This is a genomic window from Vibrio sp. Makdt (assembly GCF_027587015.1).
In the GTDB taxonomy this organism is placed as follows: Bacteria; Pseudomonadota; Gammaproteobacteria; order Enterobacterales; family Vibrionaceae; genus Vibrio; species Vibrio chagasii_B.
The window spans coordinates 57,567-77,612 of the sequence record NZ_JAPPTH010000013.1 but is presented as its reverse complement, the minus strand read 5'-3'; the positions used below and the strand labels follow the sequence as shown (position 1 = coordinate 77,612).

21 protein-coding genes are annotated in these 20,046 nt (G+C 46.6%); 14 read left to right on the top strand and 7 right to left on the bottom strand.

The window, feature by feature from the left end; genetic code table 11:
* Nucleotides 1–119: 119 nt before the first annotated feature.
* The 3 genes from pckA to hslR all read right to left on the bottom strand — a co-directional run bounded on the left by pckA (nucleotide 120) and on the right by hslR (nucleotide 3,366).
* Nucleotides 120–1,745, bottom strand: coding sequence for a phosphoenolpyruvate carboxykinase (ATP) (pckA, locus tag OH460_RS16725; RefSeq protein ID WP_008218454.1), 1,626 nt, complete (start codon nucleotides 1,743–1,745; stop codon nucleotides 120–122).
* A 337-nt stretch (nucleotides 1,746–2,082) separates the two neighbouring features.
* Nucleotides 2,083–2,961 (bottom strand): Hsp33 family molecular chaperone HslO, encoded by an 879-nt coding sequence (gene hslO, locus OH460_RS16720; RefSeq protein WP_061033109.1) that lies wholly within the window; start codon nucleotides 2,959–2,961, stop codon nucleotides 2,083–2,085.
* 18 nt (nucleotides 2,962–2,979) lie between these two features.
* Nucleotides 2,980–3,366, bottom strand: coding sequence for a ribosome-associated heat shock protein Hsp15 (hslR, locus tag OH460_RS16715; protein ID WP_004741464.1), 387 nt, complete (start codon nucleotides 3,364–3,366; stop codon nucleotides 2,980–2,982).
* A gap of 330 nt (nucleotides 3,367–3,696) precedes the next feature.
* Between hslR and gspC the strand changes: the two genes are divergently transcribed.
* The 12 genes from gspC (at nucleotide 3,697) to OH460_RS16655 (ending at nucleotide 15,232) form a co-directional block, all read left to right on the top strand.
* Nucleotides 3,697–4,578: a type II secretion system protein GspC gene (gene gspC, locus OH460_RS16710; protein ID WP_269998806.1), complete on the top strand. Its 882-nt coding sequence runs from the start codon at nucleotides 3,697–3,699 to the stop codon at nucleotides 4,576–4,578.
* A gap of 41 nt (nucleotides 4,579–4,619) precedes the next feature.
* A complete protein-coding gene (gspD, locus tag OH460_RS16705) occupies nucleotides 4,620–6,644 on the top strand; it encodes a type II secretion system secretin GspD (RefSeq protein ID WP_269998804.1) in 2,025 nt (674 codons plus the stop codon).
* Entirely contained in the window at nucleotides 6,644–8,146 is a 1,503-nt protein-coding gene (gene gspE, locus OH460_RS16700; protein ID WP_269998802.1) for a type II secretion system ATPase GspE, read from the top strand. The genes gspD and gspE overlap by 1 nt, the downstream gene beginning before the upstream one ends.
* A gap of 1 nt (nucleotide 8,147) precedes the next feature.
* The gene (gene gspF / locus OH460_RS16695) at nucleotides 8,148–9,371 is read left to right on the top strand and encodes a type II secretion system inner membrane protein GspF (RefSeq protein WP_269998800.1); all 1,224 of its coding nucleotides are present in this window, start codon (nucleotides 8,148–8,150) and stop codon (nucleotides 9,369–9,371) included.
* Between the two features lie 88 nt (nucleotides 9,372–9,459).
* Nucleotides 9,460–9,903, top strand: a complete 444-nt coding sequence (gene gspG, locus OH460_RS16690) for a type II secretion system major pseudopilin GspG (protein ID WP_269998798.1) — start codon at nucleotides 9,460–9,462, stop codon at nucleotides 9,901–9,903.
* Nucleotides 9,904–9,981: 78 nt separating this feature from the next.
* Entirely contained in the window at nucleotides 9,982–10,575 is a 594-nt protein-coding gene (gspH, locus tag OH460_RS16685; protein WP_269998796.1) for a type II secretion system minor pseudopilin GspH, read from the top strand.
* Nucleotides 10,562–10,957, top strand: coding sequence for a type II secretion system minor pseudopilin GspI (gspI, locus tag OH460_RS16680; protein ID WP_269998794.1), 396 nt, complete (start codon nucleotides 10,562–10,564; stop codon nucleotides 10,955–10,957). Before gspH ends, gspI begins: the two co-directional genes overlap by 14 nt.
* The gene (gene gspJ, locus OH460_RS16675) at nucleotides 10,944–11,711 is read left to right on the top strand and encodes a type II secretion system minor pseudopilin GspJ (protein ID WP_269998793.1); all 768 of its coding nucleotides are present in this window, start codon (nucleotides 10,944–10,946) and stop codon (nucleotides 11,709–11,711) included. The genes gspI and gspJ overlap by 14 nt, the downstream gene beginning before the upstream one ends.
* Complete coding sequence (gene gspK / locus OH460_RS16670) at nucleotides 11,695–12,744, top strand: type II secretion system minor pseudopilin GspK (RefSeq protein WP_269998791.1); 1,050 nt, start codon at nucleotides 11,695–11,697, stop codon at nucleotides 12,742–12,744. Before gspJ ends, gspK begins: the two co-directional genes overlap by 17 nt.
* Nucleotides 12,713–13,942, top strand: coding sequence for a type II secretion system protein GspL (gspL, locus tag OH460_RS16665; protein ID WP_269998789.1), 1,230 nt, complete (start codon nucleotides 12,713–12,715; stop codon nucleotides 13,940–13,942). The genes gspK and gspL overlap by 32 nt, the downstream gene beginning before the upstream one ends.
* Before the next feature lie 20 nt (nucleotides 13,943–13,962).
* Nucleotides 13,963–14,451, top strand: a complete 489-nt coding sequence (locus OH460_RS16660) for a type II secretion system protein M (protein ID WP_017629483.1) — start codon at nucleotides 13,963–13,965, stop codon at nucleotides 14,449–14,451.
* A 1-nt stretch (nucleotide 14,452) separates the two neighbouring features.
* The gene (locus OH460_RS16655; RefSeq protein WP_269998785.1) at nucleotides 14,453–15,232 is read left to right on the top strand and encodes a type II secretion system protein N; all 780 of its coding nucleotides are present in this window, start codon (nucleotides 14,453–14,455) and stop codon (nucleotides 15,230–15,232) included.
* A gap of 130 nt (nucleotides 15,233–15,362) precedes the next feature.
* On the opposite strand, the gene cysQ is transcribed toward OH460_RS16655, so the two are convergent.
* The 4 genes from cysQ to OH460_RS16635 all read right to left on the bottom strand — a co-directional run bounded on the left by cysQ (nucleotide 15,363) and on the right by OH460_RS16635 (nucleotide 18,482).
* The gene (cysQ, locus tag OH460_RS16650) at nucleotides 15,363–16,190 is read right to left on the bottom strand and encodes a 3'(2'),5'-bisphosphate nucleotidase CysQ (RefSeq protein WP_269998783.1); all 828 of its coding nucleotides are present in this window, start codon (nucleotides 16,188–16,190) and stop codon (nucleotides 15,363–15,365) included.
* A 34-nt stretch (nucleotides 16,191–16,224) separates the two neighbouring features.
* Nucleotides 16,225–16,776, bottom strand: coding sequence for an ADP compounds hydrolase NudE (gene nudE / locus OH460_RS16645; protein ID WP_176680704.1), 552 nt, complete (start codon nucleotides 16,774–16,776; stop codon nucleotides 16,225–16,227).
* 298 nt (nucleotides 16,777–17,074) lie between these two features.
* Nucleotides 17,075–17,659, bottom strand: coding sequence for a Fe-S biogenesis protein NfuA (gene nfuA, locus OH460_RS16640; RefSeq protein WP_026084098.1), 585 nt, complete (start codon nucleotides 17,657–17,659; stop codon nucleotides 17,075–17,077).
* Nucleotides 17,660–17,768: 109 nt separating this feature from the next.
* On the bottom strand, nucleotides 17,769–18,482 hold the full coding sequence (locus OH460_RS16635) for a ComF family protein (RefSeq protein ID WP_269998919.1): 714 nt from the start codon (nucleotides 18,480–18,482) through the stop codon (nucleotides 17,769–17,771).
* A gap of 93 nt (nucleotides 18,483–18,575) precedes the next feature.
* Here OH460_RS16635 and bioH point away from each other — a divergent pair, with 93 nt between their 5' ends.
* Together bioH and OH460_RS16625 are read left to right on the top strand one after the other, a co-directional pair.
* Nucleotides 18,576–19,352 (top strand): pimeloyl-ACP methyl ester esterase BioH, encoded by a 777-nt coding sequence (gene bioH / locus OH460_RS16630; RefSeq protein ID WP_269998777.1) that lies wholly within the window; start codon nucleotides 18,576–18,578, stop codon nucleotides 19,350–19,352.
* A 174-nt stretch (nucleotides 19,353–19,526) separates the two neighbouring features.
* Nucleotides 19,527–20,000: an ATP-dependent Lon protease gene (locus tag OH460_RS16625; protein ID WP_269998775.1), complete on the top strand. Its 474-nt coding sequence runs from the start codon at nucleotides 19,527–19,529 to the stop codon at nucleotides 19,998–20,000.
* The last annotated feature ends 46 nt before the right edge of the window (nucleotides 20,001–20,046 follow it).

The window sequence follows — 20,046 nt, the reverse complement described above, 5'->3', positions numbered from 1 at the left end:
CAGAGTGGAACAAAAAGGGGCAAGCATCAACAAAAAAGCCCCTCAAAAGAGGGGCTTGCTACAAAAATATCGTTTTAAATGGGCGTTCGCTTTTGGCTTAGCCCGAGCAGATGCTTGAATTAGTCGAGTTGTGGGCCTGCCGCAACCAGTGACTTACCTTCAGCGTTGTCAGTGTACTTATCAAAGTTGTTGATGAAGCGCTCTGCTAGATCTTTCGCTTTGCTTTCCCATTGTAGTGGGTCTGTGTACGTGTCGCGTGGGTCTAGGATCGCTGGGTCAACATCGTGCAGCGCTAGAGGTACTTCTAGGTTGAACATAGGGATAACCTTAGTCTCAGCCTTGTCGATAGAACCATCTAGGATAGCGTCGATGATGCCACGCGTATCTTGGATAGAGATACGTTTGCCAGTACCGTTCCAGCCCGTGTTTACTAGGTAAGCTTCAGCGCCAGCTGCTTCCATGCGTTTTACAAGTACTTCAGCGTACTGAGTCGGGTGAAGCGTTAGGAACGCCGCGCCAAACGCTGCAGAGAAGGTTGGAGTTGGCTCTGTGATGCCGCGCTCTGTGCCTGCTAGTTTCGCTGTGAAACCAGATAGGAAGTGGTACTTCGTTTGCTCTGGAGTCAGTTTAGAAACTGGTGGTAGTACACCAAATGCATCAGCAGTCAGGAAGATAACCTTTTGAGCGTGACCTGCTTTTGATACTGGCTTAACGATGTTGTCGATGTGGTGAATCGGGTAAGAAACACGAGTGTTTTCTGTTTTAGAACCGTCATCAAAATCGATAGAACCATCGCCACGAACCGTTACGTTTTCTAGCAGTGCATCACGACGGATTGCATTGTAGATTTCTGGTTCTGCTTCTTTAGATAGACGGATCGTCTTCGCGTAACAACCGCCTTCAAAGTTGAAGATACCGTCGTCATCCCAACCGTGCTCATCATCACCGATTAGCTCACGTTTAGGGTCTGTTGATAGCGTTGTTTTACCTGTACCAGATAGGCCGAAGAATACCGCCACATCGCCTTTCTCGCCAACGTTTGCACTACAGTGCATTGAAGCAATACCTTGCAGAGGAAGTAGGTAGTTCATCATTGCGAACATGCCTTTCTTCATCTCACCGCCGTACCAAGTACCACCGATGATTTGAACGCGCTCTGTTAGGTTGAAAGCAACGAAGTTCTCAGAGTTTAGGCCCTGTTTTTCCCAATTAGGGTTGGTTGTTTTAGCACCGTTCATTACCACGAAATCTGGCTCGAACGTTGCTAGCTCTTCGTCTGTTGGACGAATGAACATGTTCTTAACGAAGTGCGCTTGCCACGCTACTTCAGTGATAATACGTACACTTAAGCGTGTATCTGGGTTAGCACCACAGTAACCGTCAATCACAAACAGGCGCTTGCCAGATAGCTGAGTTGTTACAAGCTCTTTTAGCTCGTTCCATACTTCAGTTGTGATCGGTTTGTTATCGTTTTTGCCTTGATCTGACCACCACATGGTATCGCGGGTCGTGTCATCTTTAACAATGTACTTATCTTTCGGTGAGCGGCCAGTAAAGATACCAGTGTCAACAGCAACTGAGCCTAGTTCCGTTACCACGCCTTTTTCGTAGCCTTCCAAACCAGGCAGCGTTTCTTCAACGAATAACTGCTCGTAGCTAGGATTACGAAGAACTTCGGTAACGCCAGTAAGTCCGTGCTTAGTTAGATCAATTTGTGCAGCCTTAGTATGTTCCATAACGGTCATAGGTGCTCCTTGTAGGATATTTTGTAGGGATTTTGTATTAATTTTTTATTGTTATCTGCTCACCATGCTAGCAACGAGACTCGGGGGAAACAGGGATACAGCTCAAAAAATATCCATATTAACCATGGGGTTTTAAGTGTCTCGTCACATATTGGCCCAACTAGTCTATCCTGTACGCAAACCTTTGCGCTAGGGGCGGGAACATTATTAATTGATTAAAATTAAGCGGTGATTTTATTACGAGATGTTGCGAAGTTTGCGCTATTTTGATCACAAAAAAGGCCAGCTTAGTGCTGACCTTTTTGGGGTAAATTACGTGTTTTTGGTACGACGTAAATTAATGAACCGTATTGCTGCCTTTATCTGCTGCTTCTGCATACAGTGCATCAACATCGTTCTTATCGAACGAGTAGTTTGTGCCACAGTAATCACAGTGCAGAGCAACGCTTCCTTCGGTGCTTAGGATGTCGTAAATCTCTTCTTGAGCAACGGTAATGATCGCTGCTGCGCTTCGTTCACGAGAACAACCACAGAAGAACTCAACCGGTTGTGGAGTGAACAGCTGTACTTTCTCTTGGTTGTACAAACGGTAAAGCAGTTCGTTTGCTTCAAGAGAGAATAGCTCTTCGTTTTTCACTGTGTCTGTTAGTTGCTCTAAGTGCTCGAAGTCATTTGGAGTACCTGTGCCATCAGGCATAACTTGCAGCAACATACCTGCAGCGTGTGCTTTGCCTTCGTGCTCACCAGTACGTAGCCATAGACGAGTCTTAAGCTGCTCAGAGTTTGCGAAGTAACCTTCAAGTACTTGAGCTAGTGTGTCGCCTTCAAGACCAACGATACCTTGGTAGCGTTCACCTTTCTTAGGATCGATAGTGATCACTAGGTGGCCTTTACCCATTAGGTCGTGTAGACCTGCGTCGTCAGCAATTTCGCCTTCAAAGCGAGCAACACCGCGAATCTTCTGGTTATGGTCGCCATTGATAACTGCTAGAGATACTGGGCCGTCACCTTGCAGCTGCATAGTGATAGAACCTTCAAATTTTAGGGTCGCAGTCAGTAGCGTAGTTGAAACCAATAGCTCACCCAGCAGCTTTTGTACTGGAGCTGGGTATTCCTTGCTAGAAATAATCTGTTGGTACGCTTCATCCATTTGTACCAATTCACCACGTACTGATAGGTCTTCAAATAGGTAGCGATTTAAAACATTGTTTGCCATTTGGCTATTCCTTCTAGCTTATTGATGCTTGAACTTGATGATGTCACGACGTTGCTTTTTATCAGGGCGACGCTCTGGAGCTGGGTTATGTGCATGCAGTTTACGCTGTTTTGCAAACTCTTCTCTTTTTGCCAAGCTCTCGGTGGTTTCTTCATAGAGGGTTTGAGCGATCGGTGCTCCACCACGATGGGCTGAGATTTTCTCGATCGTTACCGTCTTTTCTTCATTACCTTGGCGCAGTGTAATAACTGCCCCAAGTTCGACAATCTTACTTGGCTTGCTGCGCTGACCATTATAGTGGACTTTGCCACCATCGACCATGTTACGAGCAATAGACCGAGTTTTGTAAAAGCGTGCTGCCCACAACCATTTATCGAGTCTGACAGCTTCATTAGAAGTTTTCATATAGGGCTGTGCCTTATTAAGTGAGAAATGAATGCGGTTTAACTGTAGTGAACAGTGCGCAACATGTTTTTGATGATGCTTATCACATTAGGTAGAAGTTTTATGTGGAGGCGGTTAGCATTTTTTTCAAGTCATATTGCAAAATCGCTATGTAATGCCGATTTATCGATTTGCTATGATATAGTTCAAGATCTTATGCTTATATAAGCTCGGTATCGAACGAATGAATAAAAAATCTGAAAGTTTAATAGTTTGCAGCGTTTGTTGTCATGAGAAGGGGCAAGGGAAGTGAACTTTTTAGAGCTCAAAAATCGTATAGGAAATTCTCCTATGTTGAGCCGCTTATTACATAATGGATTTGTACTTCAGCAGAAACTGAGCTTCGCTATTTGTTGTGTGTTGATTGCAGCTTCTGCATGGATTTTAGGACAGCTTGCATGGTTTATCGAACCTGCCGAGCAAACAGTCGTGCCTTGGAAAGCAACTGCTTCATCGTCTTCTGCACCTCAATCGACCCTTGATATCTCATCTTTGCAGAAGAGTAACCTTTTTGGTGCCTATAACCCAACTACGGCTCCAGTGGTTGAGCAACAAGTGATCCAAGATGCACCAAAGACGCGATTGAACCTGGTATTGGTGGGTGCGGTTGCCAGTTCGAATCCCAAATTAAGCTTAGCGGTGATTGCTAATCGTGGCACGCAAGCAACCTACGGAATTAACGAAGAGATAGAAGGCACCAGAGCTAAGCTCAAAGCCGTGTTAGTGGATCGAGTGATCATTGATAACTCAGGCCGTGATGAAACCTTGATGCTTGAAGGTATCGAGTACAAGCGCTTAGCAGTATCAGCGCCTGCGCCACCTCGCGCTTCTTCATCTGTTCGTGGTAATAACCCGGCTTCTGCAGAAGAGAAGTTGGATGAAATTAAAGCGAAGATAATGAAAGATCCGCAACAAATCTTCCAATATGTTCGCCTGTCTCAGGTGAAGCGCGACGATAGTGTTATTGGTTATCGTGTGAGCCCTGGCAAAGATTCAGAACTTTTTAACTCTGTTGGGCTCCAAAACGGAGATATTGCCACTCAGTTAAATGGGCAAGACCTGACAGACCCCGCCGCTATGGGCAACATATTTCGTTCCATCTCAGAGCTAACAGAGCTAAACCTGGTCGTTGAGCGAGATGGGCAACAACATGAAGTGTTTATTGAATTTTAAAACTTTGCGTCTAACGAAGGACGAAAGTGTAGGAGAAGTACGTGAAGCATTGGTTTAAGAAAAGTGCATGGTTACTGGCAGGAAGCTTAATCTGCACACCCGCAGCCATCGCTAGTGATTTTAGTGCCAGCTTTAAGGGCACTGATATTCAAGAGTTTATTAATATCGTTGGTCGTAACCTTGAGAAGACGATCATCGTTGACCCATCGGTGCGCGGGAAAATCGATGTACGTAGCTACGACGTACTCAATGAAGAGCAATATTATAGCTTCTTCTTAAATGTTTTAGAGGTGTACGGGTACGCGGTCGTTGAAATGGACTCGGGTGTTCTGAAGATCATCAAAGCCAAAGACTCTAAAACATCGGCAATTCCAGTAGTCGGTGACCGTGACTCAATCAACGGCGATAGCGTCGTGACACGAGTTGTGACGGTGCGTAATGTGTCGGTTCGTGAGCTTTCTCCTCTGCTTCGTCAACTGAACGACAATGCAGGTGCGGGTAACGTTGTGCACTACGACCCTGCCAACATTATTCTTATTACTGGCCGAGCGGCAGTTGTAAATCGCTTAGCTGAAATCATCAAGCGTGTTGACCAAGCCGGTGACAAAGAAATTGAAGTTGTTGAGCTAAAGAATGCCTCAGCAGCCGAGATGGTACGCATTGTTGATGCTCTGAATAAAACCACAGACGCAAAGAATACACCTGCCTTCCTTCAGCCTAAATTGGTTGCTGATGAGCGTACCAACGCAATCCTTATCTCAGGTGACCCTAAGGTTCGTAGCCGTCTAAGAAAGCTTATCGAGCAACTTGATGTCGAAATGGCTACTAAGGGTAACAACCAAGTTATCTACCTTAAGTATGCGAAAGCTGAAGATTTAGTTGATGTGTTGAAAGGTGTGTCGGACAACCTGCAATCAGAGAAGCAGTCATCAACTAAAGGCAGCTCATCGCAACGTAACCAAGTGATGATCTCTGCACACAGTGATACCAACTCGTTAGTTATTACTGCCCAACCAGACATCATGAACGCGTTGCAAGATGTGATCGCTCAGCTAGATATTCGTCGTGCTCAAGTGTTGATCGAAGCCTTGATTGTCGAAATGGCTGAAGGTGACGGCATCAACCTTGGTGTGCAATGGGGTTCTCTAGAGCATGGTGGAGCAATTCAATTCTCTAATGGTGGCCCGAAAATTGGTGAAGTAATGGTTGGTTTAGAAGAAGCCAAAGACTCAACTACGACTACAGCGGTTTATAATGAAGACGGTGATTTTGTTCGTAACGAAACTACCACTGAAGAAGGTGATTACAGCACATTAGCTTCTGCTCTAGGTGGCTTGAATGGTGCAGCGTTACCTCTTGTTATGGGGGACTGGACAGCCCTTATTAGTGCTGTTTCGACTGACTCAAATTCAAATATCCTATCTTCCCCAAGTATTACGGTAATGGATAACGGCGAAGCGTCGTTCATTGTGGGTGAAGAGGTTCCGGTTCTAACAGGTTCAACCGCAGGTTCAAGTAACGACAATCCATTCCAAACGGTTGAACGTAAAGAAGTGGGTATCAAGCTGAAAGTGGTACCACAAATCAACGAAGGTAACTCGGTTCAGCTCAACATTGAACAAGAAGTGTCGAATGTATTGGGTGCGAATGGTGCAGTTGATGTGCGCTTTGCCAAGCGTCAACTGAACACGTCCGTTATCATTGAAGATGGTCAGATGTTGGTGTTGGGTGGCTTGATTGACGAACGCGCACTGGAAAGTGAAGCTAAGGTGCCATTCTTGGGTGATATCCCATTTCTTGGTTACCTGTTCAAATCAACCAGTACTCAGGTTGAGAAAAAGAACCTAATGGTATTCATCAAGCCGACTATTATTCGTGATGGTATGACGGCCGATGGTATTACTCAGCGTAAATACAACTTTATTCGTGCTGAGCAGTTGTATAAGTCAGAGCAGGGCCTGAAGCTGATGGATGACGATAATATTCCAGTGCTGCCTAAATTTGGCGAAAGCATGAGTTACCCGGCTGAACTTCAAGCCTTCATTGAACAGATGGAAACAGAATAATGGCTGAATTGGTAGGGGCGGCACGTACTTATCAGCGCTTGCCGTTTAGCTTTGCGAATCGCTATAAGATGGTGTTGGAATATCAGCACCCAGAGCGTCCTCCGGTGCTTTACTATGTGGAACCTCTGAAGTCGGCGGCGATCATTGAAGTAAGCCGTGTTGTGAAAAACGGCTTCACGCCACAAGCGATCAGCGCAGACGAATTTGATAAAAAGCTGACCGATGCGTATCAGCGTGACTCGTCGGAAGCTCGTCAGCTAATGGAAGACATTGGTGCCGACAACGACGACTTCTTCTCGTTGGCAGAAGAGTTGCCGCAAGATGAAGACTTGCTTGAGTCAGAAGACGATGCGCCAATCATCAAGCTCATCAACGCGATGTTGGGTGAGGCGATCAAAGAAGGTGCTTCGGATATTCATATCGAAACCTTCGAGAAGTCACTGTCTATCCGTTTCCGTATTGATGGTGTGTTGCGTGATGTTTTAGCGCCGAGCCGTAAACTGGCCCCGCTGTTGGTGTCACGTGTGAAGGTTATGGCTAAACTGGATATTGCGGAAAAACGCGTACCACAAGATGGTCGTATTTCTCTGCGTATCGGTGGTCGAGCGGTCGATGTTCGTGTGTCTACCATGCCTTCATCACACGGTGAACGCGTGGTAATGCGTCTGTTGGATAAGAACGCGACTCGTCTAGACTTGCACAGTTTGGGTATGACGGCAGAGAACCACGAAAACTTCCGTAAACTGATTCAACGCCCGCACGGCATTATCTTGGTTACCGGCCCTACAGGTTCGGGTAAATCTACAACCTTGTATGCTGGCCTGCAAGAGCTCAACAGTAACGAACGCAACATTCTTACCGTTGAAGATCCAATCGAATTCGATATCGATGGCATTGGTCAAACACAAGTGAACCCTAAGGTTGATATGACCTTTGCTCGTGGTTTGCGTGCCATTCTTCGTCAAGATCCCGATGTGGTGATGATTGGTGAGATCCGTGATTTAGAAACCGCTGAGATTGCCGTTCAAGCCTCTTTGACGGGTCACTTGGTGATGTCGACTCTTCACACCAATACGGCAATCGGTGCGATCACGCGTCTGCGTGATATGGGTATCGAACCTTTCTTGATTTCTTCTTCGCTGCTGGGTGTTTTGGCTCAGCGCTTGGTTCGCACCCTGTGTAACGACTGTAAAGAACCTTACGAAGCAGACAAAGAACAGAAGAAGCTGTTTGGGTTGAAGAAGAAAGACAGCCTGACGCTTTACCATGCCAAAGGGTGTGAAAACTGCAGCCACAAAGGTTATCGAGGCCGTACCGGTATTCATGAACTCCTGATGATTGACGAGTCGGTACAAGAGCTGATTCACAGTGAGGCTGGCGAACAGGCGATTGAGAAAGCAATTCGTGGCACAACACCAAGTATTCGAGATGATGGCTTGAGCAAAGTTCTGAAAGGGGTAACGTCCCTAGAAGAAGTGATGCGCGTGACCAAGGAAGTCTAGTATGGCGGCATTTGAATACAAAGCACTGGATGCCAAGGGTAAAAGCAAAAAGGGCTCGATTGAAGCGGATAACGCTCGTCAGGCTCGTCAGCGCTTAAAAGAACAAGGCTTAATGCCGGTTGAAATGGCTGAAGCCAAAGCAAAAAGCAGTAAAGGAGGCAGCGCGCCTTCTACTGGTTTTAAGCGTGGTATCAGCACGCCAGACCTTGCTTTGATTACTCGCCAAATTTCTACATTGGTGCAATCAGGCATGCCGCTAGAAGAGTGTTTGAAGGCCGTGGCAGAGCAATCGGAGAAGCCTCGTATTCGCACTATGTTATTGGCAGTACGCTCTAAAGTGACGGAAGGGTACTCATTAGCGGATAGCTTGGCAGATTACCCGCACATCTTTGATGAACTGTTTAGAGCCATGGTGGCGGCAGGTGAGAAATCTGGGCACTTAGACGCGGTACTGGAGCGATTAGCCGATTACGCCGAAAATCGCCAAAAGATGCGCTCTAAGCTGCTGCAAGCGATGATCTACCCTGTGGTGCTGGTGGTGTTTGCGGTGACTATCGTTTCGTTCCTATTAGCAACGGTAGTACCCAAGATCGTTGAACCAATCATCCAGATGGGACAAGAGCTTCCTCAATCAACCCAATTTTTATTGGCATCGAGTGAATTTATCCAAGATTGGGGCATCCAATTACTGTTGCTGATCATTGGCGTGATTGTGTTGATTAAGACCGCGCTCAAAAGACCGGGCGTGCGTCTAAGTTGGGATCGCAAATTGTTGAGTATCCCGCTGATCGGCAAGATAGCGAAAGGTATCAACACCTCTCGCTTTGCACGCACACTTTCAATTTGTACCTCAAGTGCGATTCCAATCCTTGAGGGGATGAAGGTTGCGGTTGACGTTATGTCGAACCACTATGTCAAACAACAAGTATTGCAAGCATCAGATAGCGTGAGAGAAGGGGCGAGCCTGCGAAAAGCGCTTGATCATACTAAGCTCTTCCCGCCGATGATGCTGCATATGATTGCCAGTGGTGAGCAGAGTGGTCAATTGGAACAGATGCTGACAAGAGCGGCTGATAACCAAGACCAAAGTTTTGAGTCGACCGTGAATATCGCCCTAGGCATATTTACCCCAGCCCTTATCGCTTTGATGGCAGGCTTAGTGCTGTTCATTGTGATGGCGACTCTAATGCCGATGCTTGAAATGAACAATTTAATGAGCGGTTAACGTATTGCTCATCATACGTTAGTTTTTGGATTATCGAGAAGAGGGACATCATTACCTTCAACTCACGGTCTGTAATTTGGAGAAAATAATGAAAAATAAAATGAAGAAACAATCAGGCTTTACCCTATTAGAAGTGATGGTTGTTGTGGTTATCCTTGGCGTATTGGCGAGCTTTGTTGTACCTAACCTATTGGGTAACAAAGAGAAGGCTGACCAACAAAAAGCCATCACTGATATCGTGGCGCTAGAGAACGCGCTAGATATGTACAAACTGGATAACAGCGTTTACCCAACAACGGATCAAGGTCTTGATGCATTGGTTTCTAAGCCAAGCAGCCCAGAGCCTCGTAACTACCGTGACGGTGGCTACATCAAGCGCCTGCCAAACGACCCTTGGGGTAACGAGTACCAATACCTAAGCCCTGGTGATAACGGCACTATTGATATCTTTACGCTTGGTGCTGATGGCCAAGAAGGTGGTGAAGGTATTGCTGCAGATATCGGCAACTGGAACATGCAAGACTTTCACTAAGCCTCGGCTCATTGCTTGATGCGTTATTGTTGCTTGATTCGTTATTGATGGTAGGACGTAAACAGATGGAGTCTAAAGGTGAAAACTAAGCAAACACAGCCAGGTTTCACCTTGATTGAGATTCTTTTGGTGCTGGTATTACTGTCAGTAACGGCGGTCGCGGTGATAGCGACCATTCCTACCAATAGTAAAGATGTTGCCAAAAAATACGCTCAAAGTTTTTATCAACGAGTTCAGCTACTCAATGAAGAAGCTATTTTAAGTGGCTTGGATTTTGGCGTTCGTGTTGATGAAAAGAAATCGACTTACGTTCTGATGACTTTGAAGTCTGATGGTTGGCAAGAAACTGAGTTCGAAAAGATCCCTTCTTCCACTGAATTGCCAGAAGACCTCGCACTGACGCTGACACTCGGCGGTGGCGCTTGGGAAGATGACGATCGCCTTTTTAATCCGGGAAGCTTATTTGATGAAGATATGTTTGCTGATCTTGAAGAGGAAAAGAAACCGAAGCCACCACAGATCTACATCTTGTCGAGTGCTGAAACAACACCTTTTACGCTCTCTTTCTACCCAAATACGGGTGACACAGTACAAGATGGTTGGCGTATTCGCGTGTTAGACAATGGTGTCATTCGATTACTTGAACCGGGAGAAGAAGATGAAGAAGAATAACCGTTCTCCTTATCGCTCTCGTGGTATGACTCTTGGTTCTCGAGGAATGACTCTGCTTGAGGTGTTGGTGGCACTCGCTATTTTCGCTACTGCGGCGATCAGTGTGATTCGAGCTGTTACTCAGCACATCAATACACTCAGTTACTTAGAAGAAAAAACCTTCGCCGCTATGGTTGTGGATAATCAAATGGCCTTGGTAATGCTGCATCCTGAGAAGTTGAAAAAAGCACAGGGTACACAAGAGTTAGCGGGAAGAGAGTGGTTCTGGAAGGTCACACCGATTGATACCAGCGATGATTTATTAAAGGCGTTTGACGTGAGTGCTGCAACCAGTAAGCAAGCGTCTCCAGTCGTTACGGTGCGAAGCTATGTGGTCAACTAAGAGCATGTGGTTAACTAACAGCAAGTCGCTAAGTAAGAGCATGTCCGTTAATAAACGAATGCCTCGCAAACAAGGTCTATCTTCAAAAGGGAAAGGTTTTACCTTAATTGAAGTCTTGGTTTCGATCGCTATCTTTGCCACGTTGAGTATGGCGGCTTATCAGGTCGTAAATCAAGTTCAACGAAGCAACGAGCTTTCAATCGAGCGCAGTGCCCGTTTGAATCAGCTACAACGTAGTTTGGTCATTTTAGATAATGATTTTCGCCAGATGGCAGTACGACAATTTCGTACCAATGGTGAAGAAGCATCATCTAAGCTGATATTAATGAAAGAGTATCTACTGGATTCCGACAGTGTTGGCATCATGTTTACTCGCCTTGGTTGGCACAACCCACAACAGCAGTTTCCTCGCGGAGAAGTCACCAAGGTTGGCTACCGCATCAAAGAAGAAACGCTTGAGCGTGTATGGTGGCGTTATCCAGATACCCCTGCAGGCCAAGAGGGTGTGATTACTCCGCTTCTTGATGATGTAGAAGGCTTTGAAATCGAGTTTTATGATGGGAGTCGCTGGGGCAAAGAGTGGCAAACCGACAAATCACTTCCTAAAGCGGTGAGACTCAAGCTGACACTGAAAGATTATGGTGAGATTGAACGAGTTTATCTTACTCCCGGTGGAACCCTAGATCAGGCTGATGATTCTTCAAGCAGCGACTCTTCAGGTGGTAGTGAGGGGAATAATGACTCATCGACCTAACAAGCTTGTAGCGACAAGGTCGGCTTTTGGCCGAAAACAACGTGGTGTCGCGCTGATCATTATTTTGATGCTACTGGCGATCATGGCAACCATTGCTGGCAGTATGTCTGAGCGTCTGTTTACTCAGTTTAAACGCGTTGGTAACCAGCTCAACTACCAACAGGCCTATTGGTACAGCATTGGCGTAGAAGCGCTTGTGCAAGATGGTATTAGGCAAAGCTACAAAGACAGTGATACCGTAAACTTAAGCCAACCGTGGGCGTTAGAAGAGCAAGTTTACCCACTCGATTATGGCCAAGTTAAGGGGCGTATCGTTGATGCTCAGGCGTGTTTTAATCTTAATGCGCTAGCTGGCATTGCGACGACTTCAAGCAACCAGACACCTTACTTAGTGACAGTTTGGCAGACCTTATTGGAGAACCAAGACGTTGAGCCTTATCAAGCTGAGGTTATCGCGCATTCAAGCTGGGAGTTTGTTGATAGCGACACTCGAGCGACCTCTTCAGCTGGCGTAGAAGACAGTACCTATGAGGCGATGAAGCCATCTTACTTGGCAGCTAATGGCCTAATGGCTGACGAATCAGAGCTACGAGCGGTGTACCAAGTCACGGGTGAGGTGATGAATAAGGTTCGCCCATTTGTTTGTGCTTTGCCTAGCGATGATTTCCGTTTGAACGTGAATACACTAACGGAAAAGCAAGCGCCTCTATTGGAAGCGATGTTTGCTCCGGGCTTAAGTGAATCGGATGCGAAACAGCTGATAGACAAACGTCCATTTGATGGTTGGGATACGGTGGATGCTTTTATGCAAGAGTCTGCCATTGCTGGTGTCAGTGGCGAAGTCAGCAAAAAAGCCAAAGCATATTTAACTGTAGATAGCGCCTATTTTGAGCTAGATGCAGAGGTATTAGTTGAGCAGTCACGTGTACGTATACGGACGCTTTTCTATAGTAGTAATCGAGAAACAGTGACGGTAGTACGCCGTCGTTTTGGAGGAATCAGTGAGCGAGTTTCTGACCGTTCGACTGAGTAGCGAACCACAAAGCCCTGTGCAGTGGTTAGTTTGGTCGACAAGCCAACAAGAAGTGATAGCAAGTGGCGAATTGTCTAGCTGGGAACAGCTTGACGAGTTAACGCCTTACGCTGAAAAGCGCAGCTGCATCGCTTTATTGCCGGGAAACGAATGCTTAATTAAGCGTGTTGAGATCCCGAAAGGTGCTGCTCGCCAGTTCGATTCTATGCTGCCGTTTTTGTTAGAAGACGAAGTTGCACAAGATATCGAAGACTTACACCTGACTATTTTAGATAAAGACGCCACTCATGCGACCGTGTGTGGTGTTGAACGTGAATGGTTAAAACAAGCTTTAGAACAGTTCCGCGAAGCCAATATTGTCTTCCGTAAGGTGCTGCCAGATACACTAGCCGTACCTTTTGAAGAACAAGGTATCAGTGCGTTGCAGATAGACCAGCATTGGCTATTGCGCCAAGGCAACTATCAGGCGGTATCAATCAGTGAAGCATGGCTCCCAATGTTTTTGCAAAGTGATTGGGTTGTCGTTGATGATGAAGAAAAGCCTGCGACGATCTTCAGTTACACCTCAATGCCGAGCGACGACGTTCAACAGCAAAGTGGAGTGGAGTGGCAAGCTAAGCCTGCTGAGTTGGTGATGTCTTTACTGAGCCAACAAGCGATTACAAGTAGCGTGAATTTACTGACTGGCACCTTTAAAACCAAATCTTCATTCAGTAAATATTGGCGTGTTTGGCAAAAAGTGGCGATTGCGGCTTGTTTGCTGGTGGCGGTGATTGTGACTCAACAGGTGTTGAAGGTTCAGCAATATGAAGCGCAAGCCGAAGCTTACAGAATGGAAAGTGAGCGCATCTTTAGAACGGTATTACCAGGTAAACAGCGTATTCCAACTGTCAGCTACCTTAAGCGTCAGATGAACGATGAAGCCAAGAAGTATGGCGGTTCAGGCGATGGTGACTCCTTACTGGGATGGCTAGCCTTGTTGCCAGAGACTTTAGGGCAGGTGAAATCGATTGAAGTCGAAAGCATTCGTTACGATGGCAACCGTTCTGAGGTTCGACTACAGGCTAAAAGCTCTGACTTTCAAAATTTTGAGACCGCGAGAGTGAAGCTCGAAGAGAAGTTTACCGTTGAGCAAGGGCCATTGAATCGTAATGGCGATGCTGTGTTTGGCAGCTTTACTCTTAAACCCCGTCAGTAACCTGCGCAAGGAGATCAGTGATGAGAAATATGATTGAGCCACTCCAAGCGTGGTGGACTTCAATAAGTCAAAGGGAGCAGCGATTAGTTGTCGGCTGCTCAATTTTATTGGTGGTAGGTGTGGTTTATTGGGGGCTAATACAGCCACTCAGTCAGCGAGCTGAACTCGCGCAAAGCCGCATTCAGAGCGAGAAGCAACTGCTGGCTTGGGTAACCAACAAAGCCAATGAAGTGGTTGAACTACGAGGCAGTGGCGGCATCAGTGCTAGTCAGCCTTTGAATCAATCCGTACCTGCTTCTATGCGCCGCTTTAAGATTGAGTTAATTCGTGTACAGCCACGTGGCGAGATGCTGCAAGTATGGGTTAAACCTGTACCCTTTAATCAGTTCGTAGATTGGCTAACATACCTGAAAGAAAAGCAGGGTGTTGAGGTTGAGTTCATGGACATTGATCGTTCTGATAGCCCCGGGGTTATTGACGTCAACCGACTACAGTTTAAACGAGGTTAATGTGAAACGCGGTTTATCTTTGAAGTTAGGTTTGCTCTTTGGTGGCATCTTTATTGTCTTTTTCTCGGTTAGCCTGTTACTGCACTTACCGGCCTCATTTGCTCTTAAGCATGCACCTACTGTACGTGGCTTGAACATTGAAGGTGTTGAAGGGACGGTTTGGCAAGGTCGCGCCAACAATGTCGTGTGGCAACGTGTCAATTACGGCTCAGTACAGTGGGACTTCCAGTTCTCTAAACTGTTCCAAGCCAAAGCAGAGCTAGCGGTTCGTTTTGGTCGCAATAGCGACATGAACTTGTCAGGAAAAGGGCGTGTTGGGTACAGCATGAGTGGCGCGTATGCGGAAAACTTAGTGGCATCAATGCCTGCAGCTAATGTGATGAAGTATGCGCCAGCGATTCCCGTTCCGGTTTCAATTAGTGGACAAGTTGAACTGACGATCAAGCATGCGGTTCACGCTCAGCCTTGGTGCCAAGCGGGAGAAGGTACGCTTGCTTGGTCTGGTGCAGCAGTTGACTCTCCGGTGGGTTCGTTAGACCTAGGCCCAGTGATTGCCGACATTACCTGTGAAGACAATACTATTGCAGCAAAAGGTACTCAGAAGAGCGACCAAGTAGATAGTGAGTTTTCTGCGAGTGTTACGCCTAATCAAAGCTACACCTCAGCAGCATGGTTTAAACCGGGGGCTGAGTTCCCGCCAGCAATGCAGAGTCAACTTAAGTGGCTAGGTAACCCAGATAGCCAAGGTAAGTACCAGTTTAGCTATCAAGGGCGTTTCTAGCCCAGTATCGATTTCTGAGCTAGTATCCGTTGGTTATCCGCTAGCTATCCGAGAGCAATATAAAAAAATGGGCACCCCACTGAGGTGCCCATTTTATTTGAATATCAGATTGTTATGAGACTAAGTGGTTTTAGTCTTTGCCCTGTAGGATCTCTGCCCAAGGTAAGTCCGCATCACCAAGCACAATGAAATTCGGGTTCTCAAGGGTCTCTCTTTCGTTGTAAGAGAGCGGCTCTAGTTGAGTACTCAAGATACGACCGCCAGCTTCCTCAACAATGCACTGGGTTGCTGCGGTATCCCACTCGCCAGTAGGTCCAAGGCGCAGATAACAATCGACAGCACCTTCTGCGACTAAACAGGCTTTCAGTGCGGCAGAGCCAAGAGGTACCAAGTCATAGTTCCAAGCCGAGCTCATGCGGCTCGTGATGCGATTGATATCTTGGCGGCGGCTGATCGCCATTGCGATTGACTGGTTTGGCAGCTCGTGACGGTGCGTTTTAATTTTAACGCTGTCATTAAGATCTGGGATCTTCCAAGCCCCTTTGCCACTGTAAGCGTAATAGCTCACACCAGAAACAGGCGCATAAACCACACCCATTATCGGCTTGTTGTGCTCGATTAGGGCGATAATTGTCGCGAAATCACCACTTCTTGCGATGAACTCCTGTGTTCCATCTAATGGGTCAACTAACCAGTAACGATCCCATTGCGCGCGCTTTTCTAGGCTAATGTCAGCGGCTTCTTCAGACAGTACTGGAATATCTGGGGTTAGCTCACTGAGCTTTTTCGAGATCAGCTTATGCGCTGCCAGATCGGCACTGGTGACTGGTGTGTCGTCACTCTTGGTGAACTCTTCATAATCTTTCTTTTCGTAGATCTCTAAGATGAGTTGGCCTGCAGAGCGAGCAACCTCAATCACAGAGGGTAGGAGATGAGACAAATCTTTTGTTGTTGGCATAAATATTCTCTTACTCTTCGAGTGCGCTTTGGCTTTAATTATTATTGAGTGATCGAAGGGTCAATAGTAGGGCGGTAATACTGCGAGCCTCACAGAAGTCGAGATGCGTTAATAGCTCTTCGGCTTGAGCAAGCGGCCAGCGCACAATGTCCAGTGGTTCAGGTTCATCACCTTCTAGCTTCTCTGGATAGAGGTCTTCTGCGATAAACAGCGTCATTTTGCTAGAAAAGTAAGAGGGAGCGAGGATCACTTCCTTTAGTGGAGTGAGCTTGTTGGCACCAAAGCCAATCTCTTCTTTGAGTTCACGAACTGCGGCCTCACTCGGTTGCTCACCTGGATCAATCAGCCCTTTCGGAAAGCCGAGCTCATAGCGTTCAGTACCCGCGGCGTATTCACGCACTAATAGAATATCGCCCTGCTCAGTAATCGGAACCATCATTACTGCGTTGCGCCCGCTAGGCTTCATGCGTTCGTAAGTGCGCTCTTCACCGTTTGAAAAGCGTAAGTCGAGAGACTCGATAGAGAATAGTTTTGATTGAGCGACAGTTTGCTGAGCCAAAATTTCTGGCTTGGTCCTTTTTGTCATTGCGCTCGCTCCTTAGCTCATTGGAATTCTTTCTTATAAAGTCATTCTAATATAGGGGAAATGACGTTGAGTTCCTAGATCCGAGTTTTCATATCCGAGAATTATTGAAGCAGGAACCGATTGCGATCACTTGAATACCTTACTCAAGATGGTAACGAGGCGAGAATATTGGCGACTAGCATAAGGAATACAAGAGCATAGGAAGCCTGGATTAGAGTGTGTATGCTCAGCCCGAAAACAAAAAAGGTTGATGCTCACGCATCAACCTTTCAAATAGCGACTAACACTAAATCAGTGATTAGTAGTAAGAGTGCTCACCACGATCGTGCTCAGTTGCATCACGAACAGCAGTTAGTTCACCTTCGAATTGTTGAAGAAGTTCTTTCTCGATGCCTTCTTTTAGAGTCACGTCAACCATAGAACAACCGTTACAACCACCACCGAATGCTACGATAGCAGCACCGTCTTCAGTGATTTCTACCAAGCTAACGTGACCGCCGTGACCAGCAAGTTGTGGGTTAACTTGTGTTTGAATTGCGTATTCAACACGTTCTAGAAGCGGCGCATCGTCTGATACTTTACGCATCTTAGCGTTTGGTGCTTTAAGTGTTAGTTGAGAGCCCATTTTGTCTGTAACGAAGTCGATTTCAGCTTCATCTAGGAACGGTAGGCTTAGCTCATCTACGTATGCAGAGAAAGCTTCGAACTTAAGCTCTGTGTCAGATGCTTCAATCGCATCTGTTGGGCAGTAAGAAACACCACACTCAGCGTTTTGTGTACCTGGGTTTACCACGAACACACGAATGTTTGTACCTTCAGGCTGCTGTGACAGCAGATTGGCAAAATGAGTTTGAGCTGTTTCTGTAATAGTAATATTTGACACGACGAATACCTGAGTAAATTTGTAGGCTATTAGCGCCATTCTACTCCTGTCAGATTTGTAATTCAGCCCTTTTTTGTTGGATTGCTGTACAAGTAGCGACTCACACCAGTTATCCAGAGGGCTCAGGAGTGCGGCAGATGCAGTAAATATCAATCCTTTTCACCCCTACTTCAAGTAGTAATTGGCATAATTGATACACAGTACTGCCTGTGGTTACAACATCATCAATTATCGCGACGTGCGAATAATCCGTCGCTGAAAAGTTTAAATTTTTCAGAACGAAAGCGCCCTTTAGATTACTTTTTCTTGCCGGCTTGGTGAGCCCTTGTTGGGAAATCGTTGAGCGGGTTCGTCTAAATAAAACGGCATTTTTGATGTTGAGCTCGTGAGCGGTGTAACGCGCCAATAACTCACTCTGATTAAAGCCACGATGAATGTACCTTTGCCAATGCAGTGGGACACTCGTGAGCAACGATGCGGGCTCCTCAATGCGTGAGGCTAATAGTTTCGACAAGTCGCGAGCAAACCAGAACTTGTCGGCGTACTTCATTTGTTGAATATAACCAGCGGTTGGAAAGGTGTAATCGCCAACACAATAGAGGCGATGCCAAGGTGGTGGCTTGGATAAGCACTCACCACACTGCTCAACGGTGGTGACGGTTTTTAAGCCACATCGTTGGCAGCGAGGTACTGGCTCAAAGAGTTTGAGACAAGAATTGCACCATCGAGGATGTGTATCACTAGGACATTTATCTAGCTTACACAGGTGGCATTGAGGTGTGACCAGACGTGGTGTGTGTTTTTGTAGCCAATCGGATAACATAGCTCGCGATGCTTTTGGGTTATGGTGTTCCTTTTGCTCACCATACTGAAAAGCGCGCATTATCGCTGATGGAAAAAGTAGGGAATATTGAGAATGAGTGACGCGTTGTATTGGCATGTTTCAGGGCAGGGACCCGATTTGGTATTGGTTCATGGTTGGGGAATGAACGGTGCGGTATGGCAGCAAACCGTGAATGCGTTAGAGGCCGATTTCCGTGTACACGTTGTCGATTTGCCAGGGTATGGACACAGTTCTCATTGTCATGCTCAAGATCTTGAAGAGATAGCTCAACAACTGTTGGCCGAAGCGCCAAAGCAGGCGATTTGGGTCGGCTGGTCACTCGGTGGTTTGGTCGCGACGCACATGGCGCTCCATCATTCAGATTACGTGAGTAAACTGGTGACGGTTGCGAGTTCGCCGAAATTTGCTGCCGAAAAAGAGCCTGTATTATGGCGAGGTATTCAGCCCAACGTATTAACCGCATTCACCGAACAGCTGGTGGAAGATTTCCAAACCACCATCGAACGCTTTATGGCATTGCAAGCCATGGGCAGCCCGTCAGCAAGACAAGATGTCAAACAGCTCAAGCAAGCGGTGTTATCTCGCCCGCTGCCTAATCCTGATTCGTTATTAGCGGGCTTAAAGATGTTGTCTGATGTTGACCTGCGTGAACAGCTACCTGAGATCTCAGTGCCTATGCTGCGCTTGTATGGTCGATTAGATGGGCTCGTGCCAATCAAGGTCGCCAAAGATTTGGGCACAGCCTTGCCTCATACTGAGCAATACATCTTCACGCAGTCTTCGCATGCACCGTTTATGACCGAAGCGGATGCCTTTTGCAGTGAGCTTGTCAGCTTCGCACAAAAATAATTGCTAAATTTATATCCGGCTTGGTCGATATATAACCTAACCAATACACTGCATGATACTCAGACCTAACTCTCTCCAGAGCTGATTGCGGTAAGTTGGGCTATGCCTGTTGTGCGTTCTCGGTACAACAGTGTTATGGCAATAGTGATGGGCGATTCTTGAGGAGAGTTCGCGATGATTGTGTCACCTGCAACTGCAGTGAGTGTGCCACTAATCGCCCCGTCCGTTAATGTGCAAACAGAGCAAGTTGCGCGTGATAATAGAGTCCGAGAACCTGTTGCTCCCGCAGTAGCATTGGCAAGAGCCAATGCAGAGCGTAAGGTAAAATCAGACGACAAACGAAGGCAGCAGTCGGCTTGGGATCCTTCAGACCATCCAGGTTATGAAATGGAGAACGAGTCAGAGGCCAATTCGGTTAGTCAAGAAGAGCCACAAGACCCTTTTGATAGGCTGTTCAGCTTATTGGCACTGAAAACATACAGTGCTGATCAAGGCAAAGGCTATACCATGCGTTTCCGCCTGCCAAAGCATGTTTTAGATGCGGCGATTCAGGAAGGACAGATGGAGAAACGACGTAAGGTCATAAAGTATCATTATGGTCATGCTGTTGCGCCTCATGCTCCGTCAGAGATGTTAGTCGTGCTATGAATCGCAGATTGATGATTCGACTAAACTTCGATGTCTTTTTTGAACA

Coding starts and splice junctions, on each gene's coding strand:
- pckA (WP_008218454.1), bottom strand. CDS start 1,745: ATGACCGTTATGGAACATACTAAGGCTGCACAAATTGATCTAACTAAG.
- hslO (WP_061033109.1), bottom strand. CDS start 2,961: ATGGCAAACAATGTTTTAAATCGCTACCTATTTGAAGACCTATCAGTA.
- hslR (WP_004741464.1), bottom strand. CDS start 3,366: ATGAAAACTTCTAATGAAGCTGTCAGACTCGATAAATGGTTGTGGGCA.
- gspC (WP_269998806.1), top strand. CDS start 3,697: ATGTTGAGCCGCTTATTACATAATGGATTTGTACTTCAGCAGAAACTG.
- gspE (WP_269998802.1), top strand. CDS start 6,644: ATGGCTGAATTGGTAGGGGCGGCACGTACTTATCAGCGCTTGCCGTTT.
- gspF (WP_269998800.1), top strand. CDS start 8,148: ATGGCGGCATTTGAATACAAAGCACTGGATGCCAAGGGTAAAAGCAAA.
- gspG (WP_269998798.1), top strand. CDS start 9,460: ATGAAAAATAAAATGAAGAAACAATCAGGCTTTACCCTATTAGAAGTG.
- gspI (WP_269998794.1), top strand. CDS start 10,562: ATGAAGAAGAATAACCGTTCTCCTTATCGCTCTCGTGGTATGACTCTT.
- gspJ (WP_269998793.1), top strand. CDS start 10,944: ATGTGGTCAACTAAGAGCATGTGGTTAACTAACAGCAAGTCGCTAAGT.
- gspK (WP_269998791.1), top strand. CDS start 11,695: ATGACTCATCGACCTAACAAGCTTGTAGCGACAAGGTCGGCTTTTGGC.
- OH460_RS16660 (WP_017629483.1), top strand. CDS start 13,963: ATGAGAAATATGATTGAGCCACTCCAAGCGTGGTGGACTTCAATAAGT.
- cysQ (WP_269998783.1), bottom strand. CDS start 16,190: ATGCCAACAACAAAAGATTTGTCTCATCTCCTACCCTCTGTGATTGAG.
- nudE (WP_176680704.1), bottom strand. CDS start 16,776: ATGACAAAAAGGACCAAGCCAGAAATTTTGGCTCAGCAAACTGTCGCT.
- OH460_RS16635 (WP_269998919.1), bottom strand. CDS start 18,482: ATGTTATCCGATTGGCTACAAAAACACACACCACGTCTGGTCACACCT.
- bioH (WP_269998777.1), top strand. CDS start 18,576: ATGAGTGACGCGTTGTATTGGCATGTTTCAGGGCAGGGACCCGATTTG.
- OH460_RS16625 (WP_269998775.1), top strand. CDS start 19,527: ATGATTGTGTCACCTGCAACTGCAGTGAGTGTGCCACTAATCGCCCCG.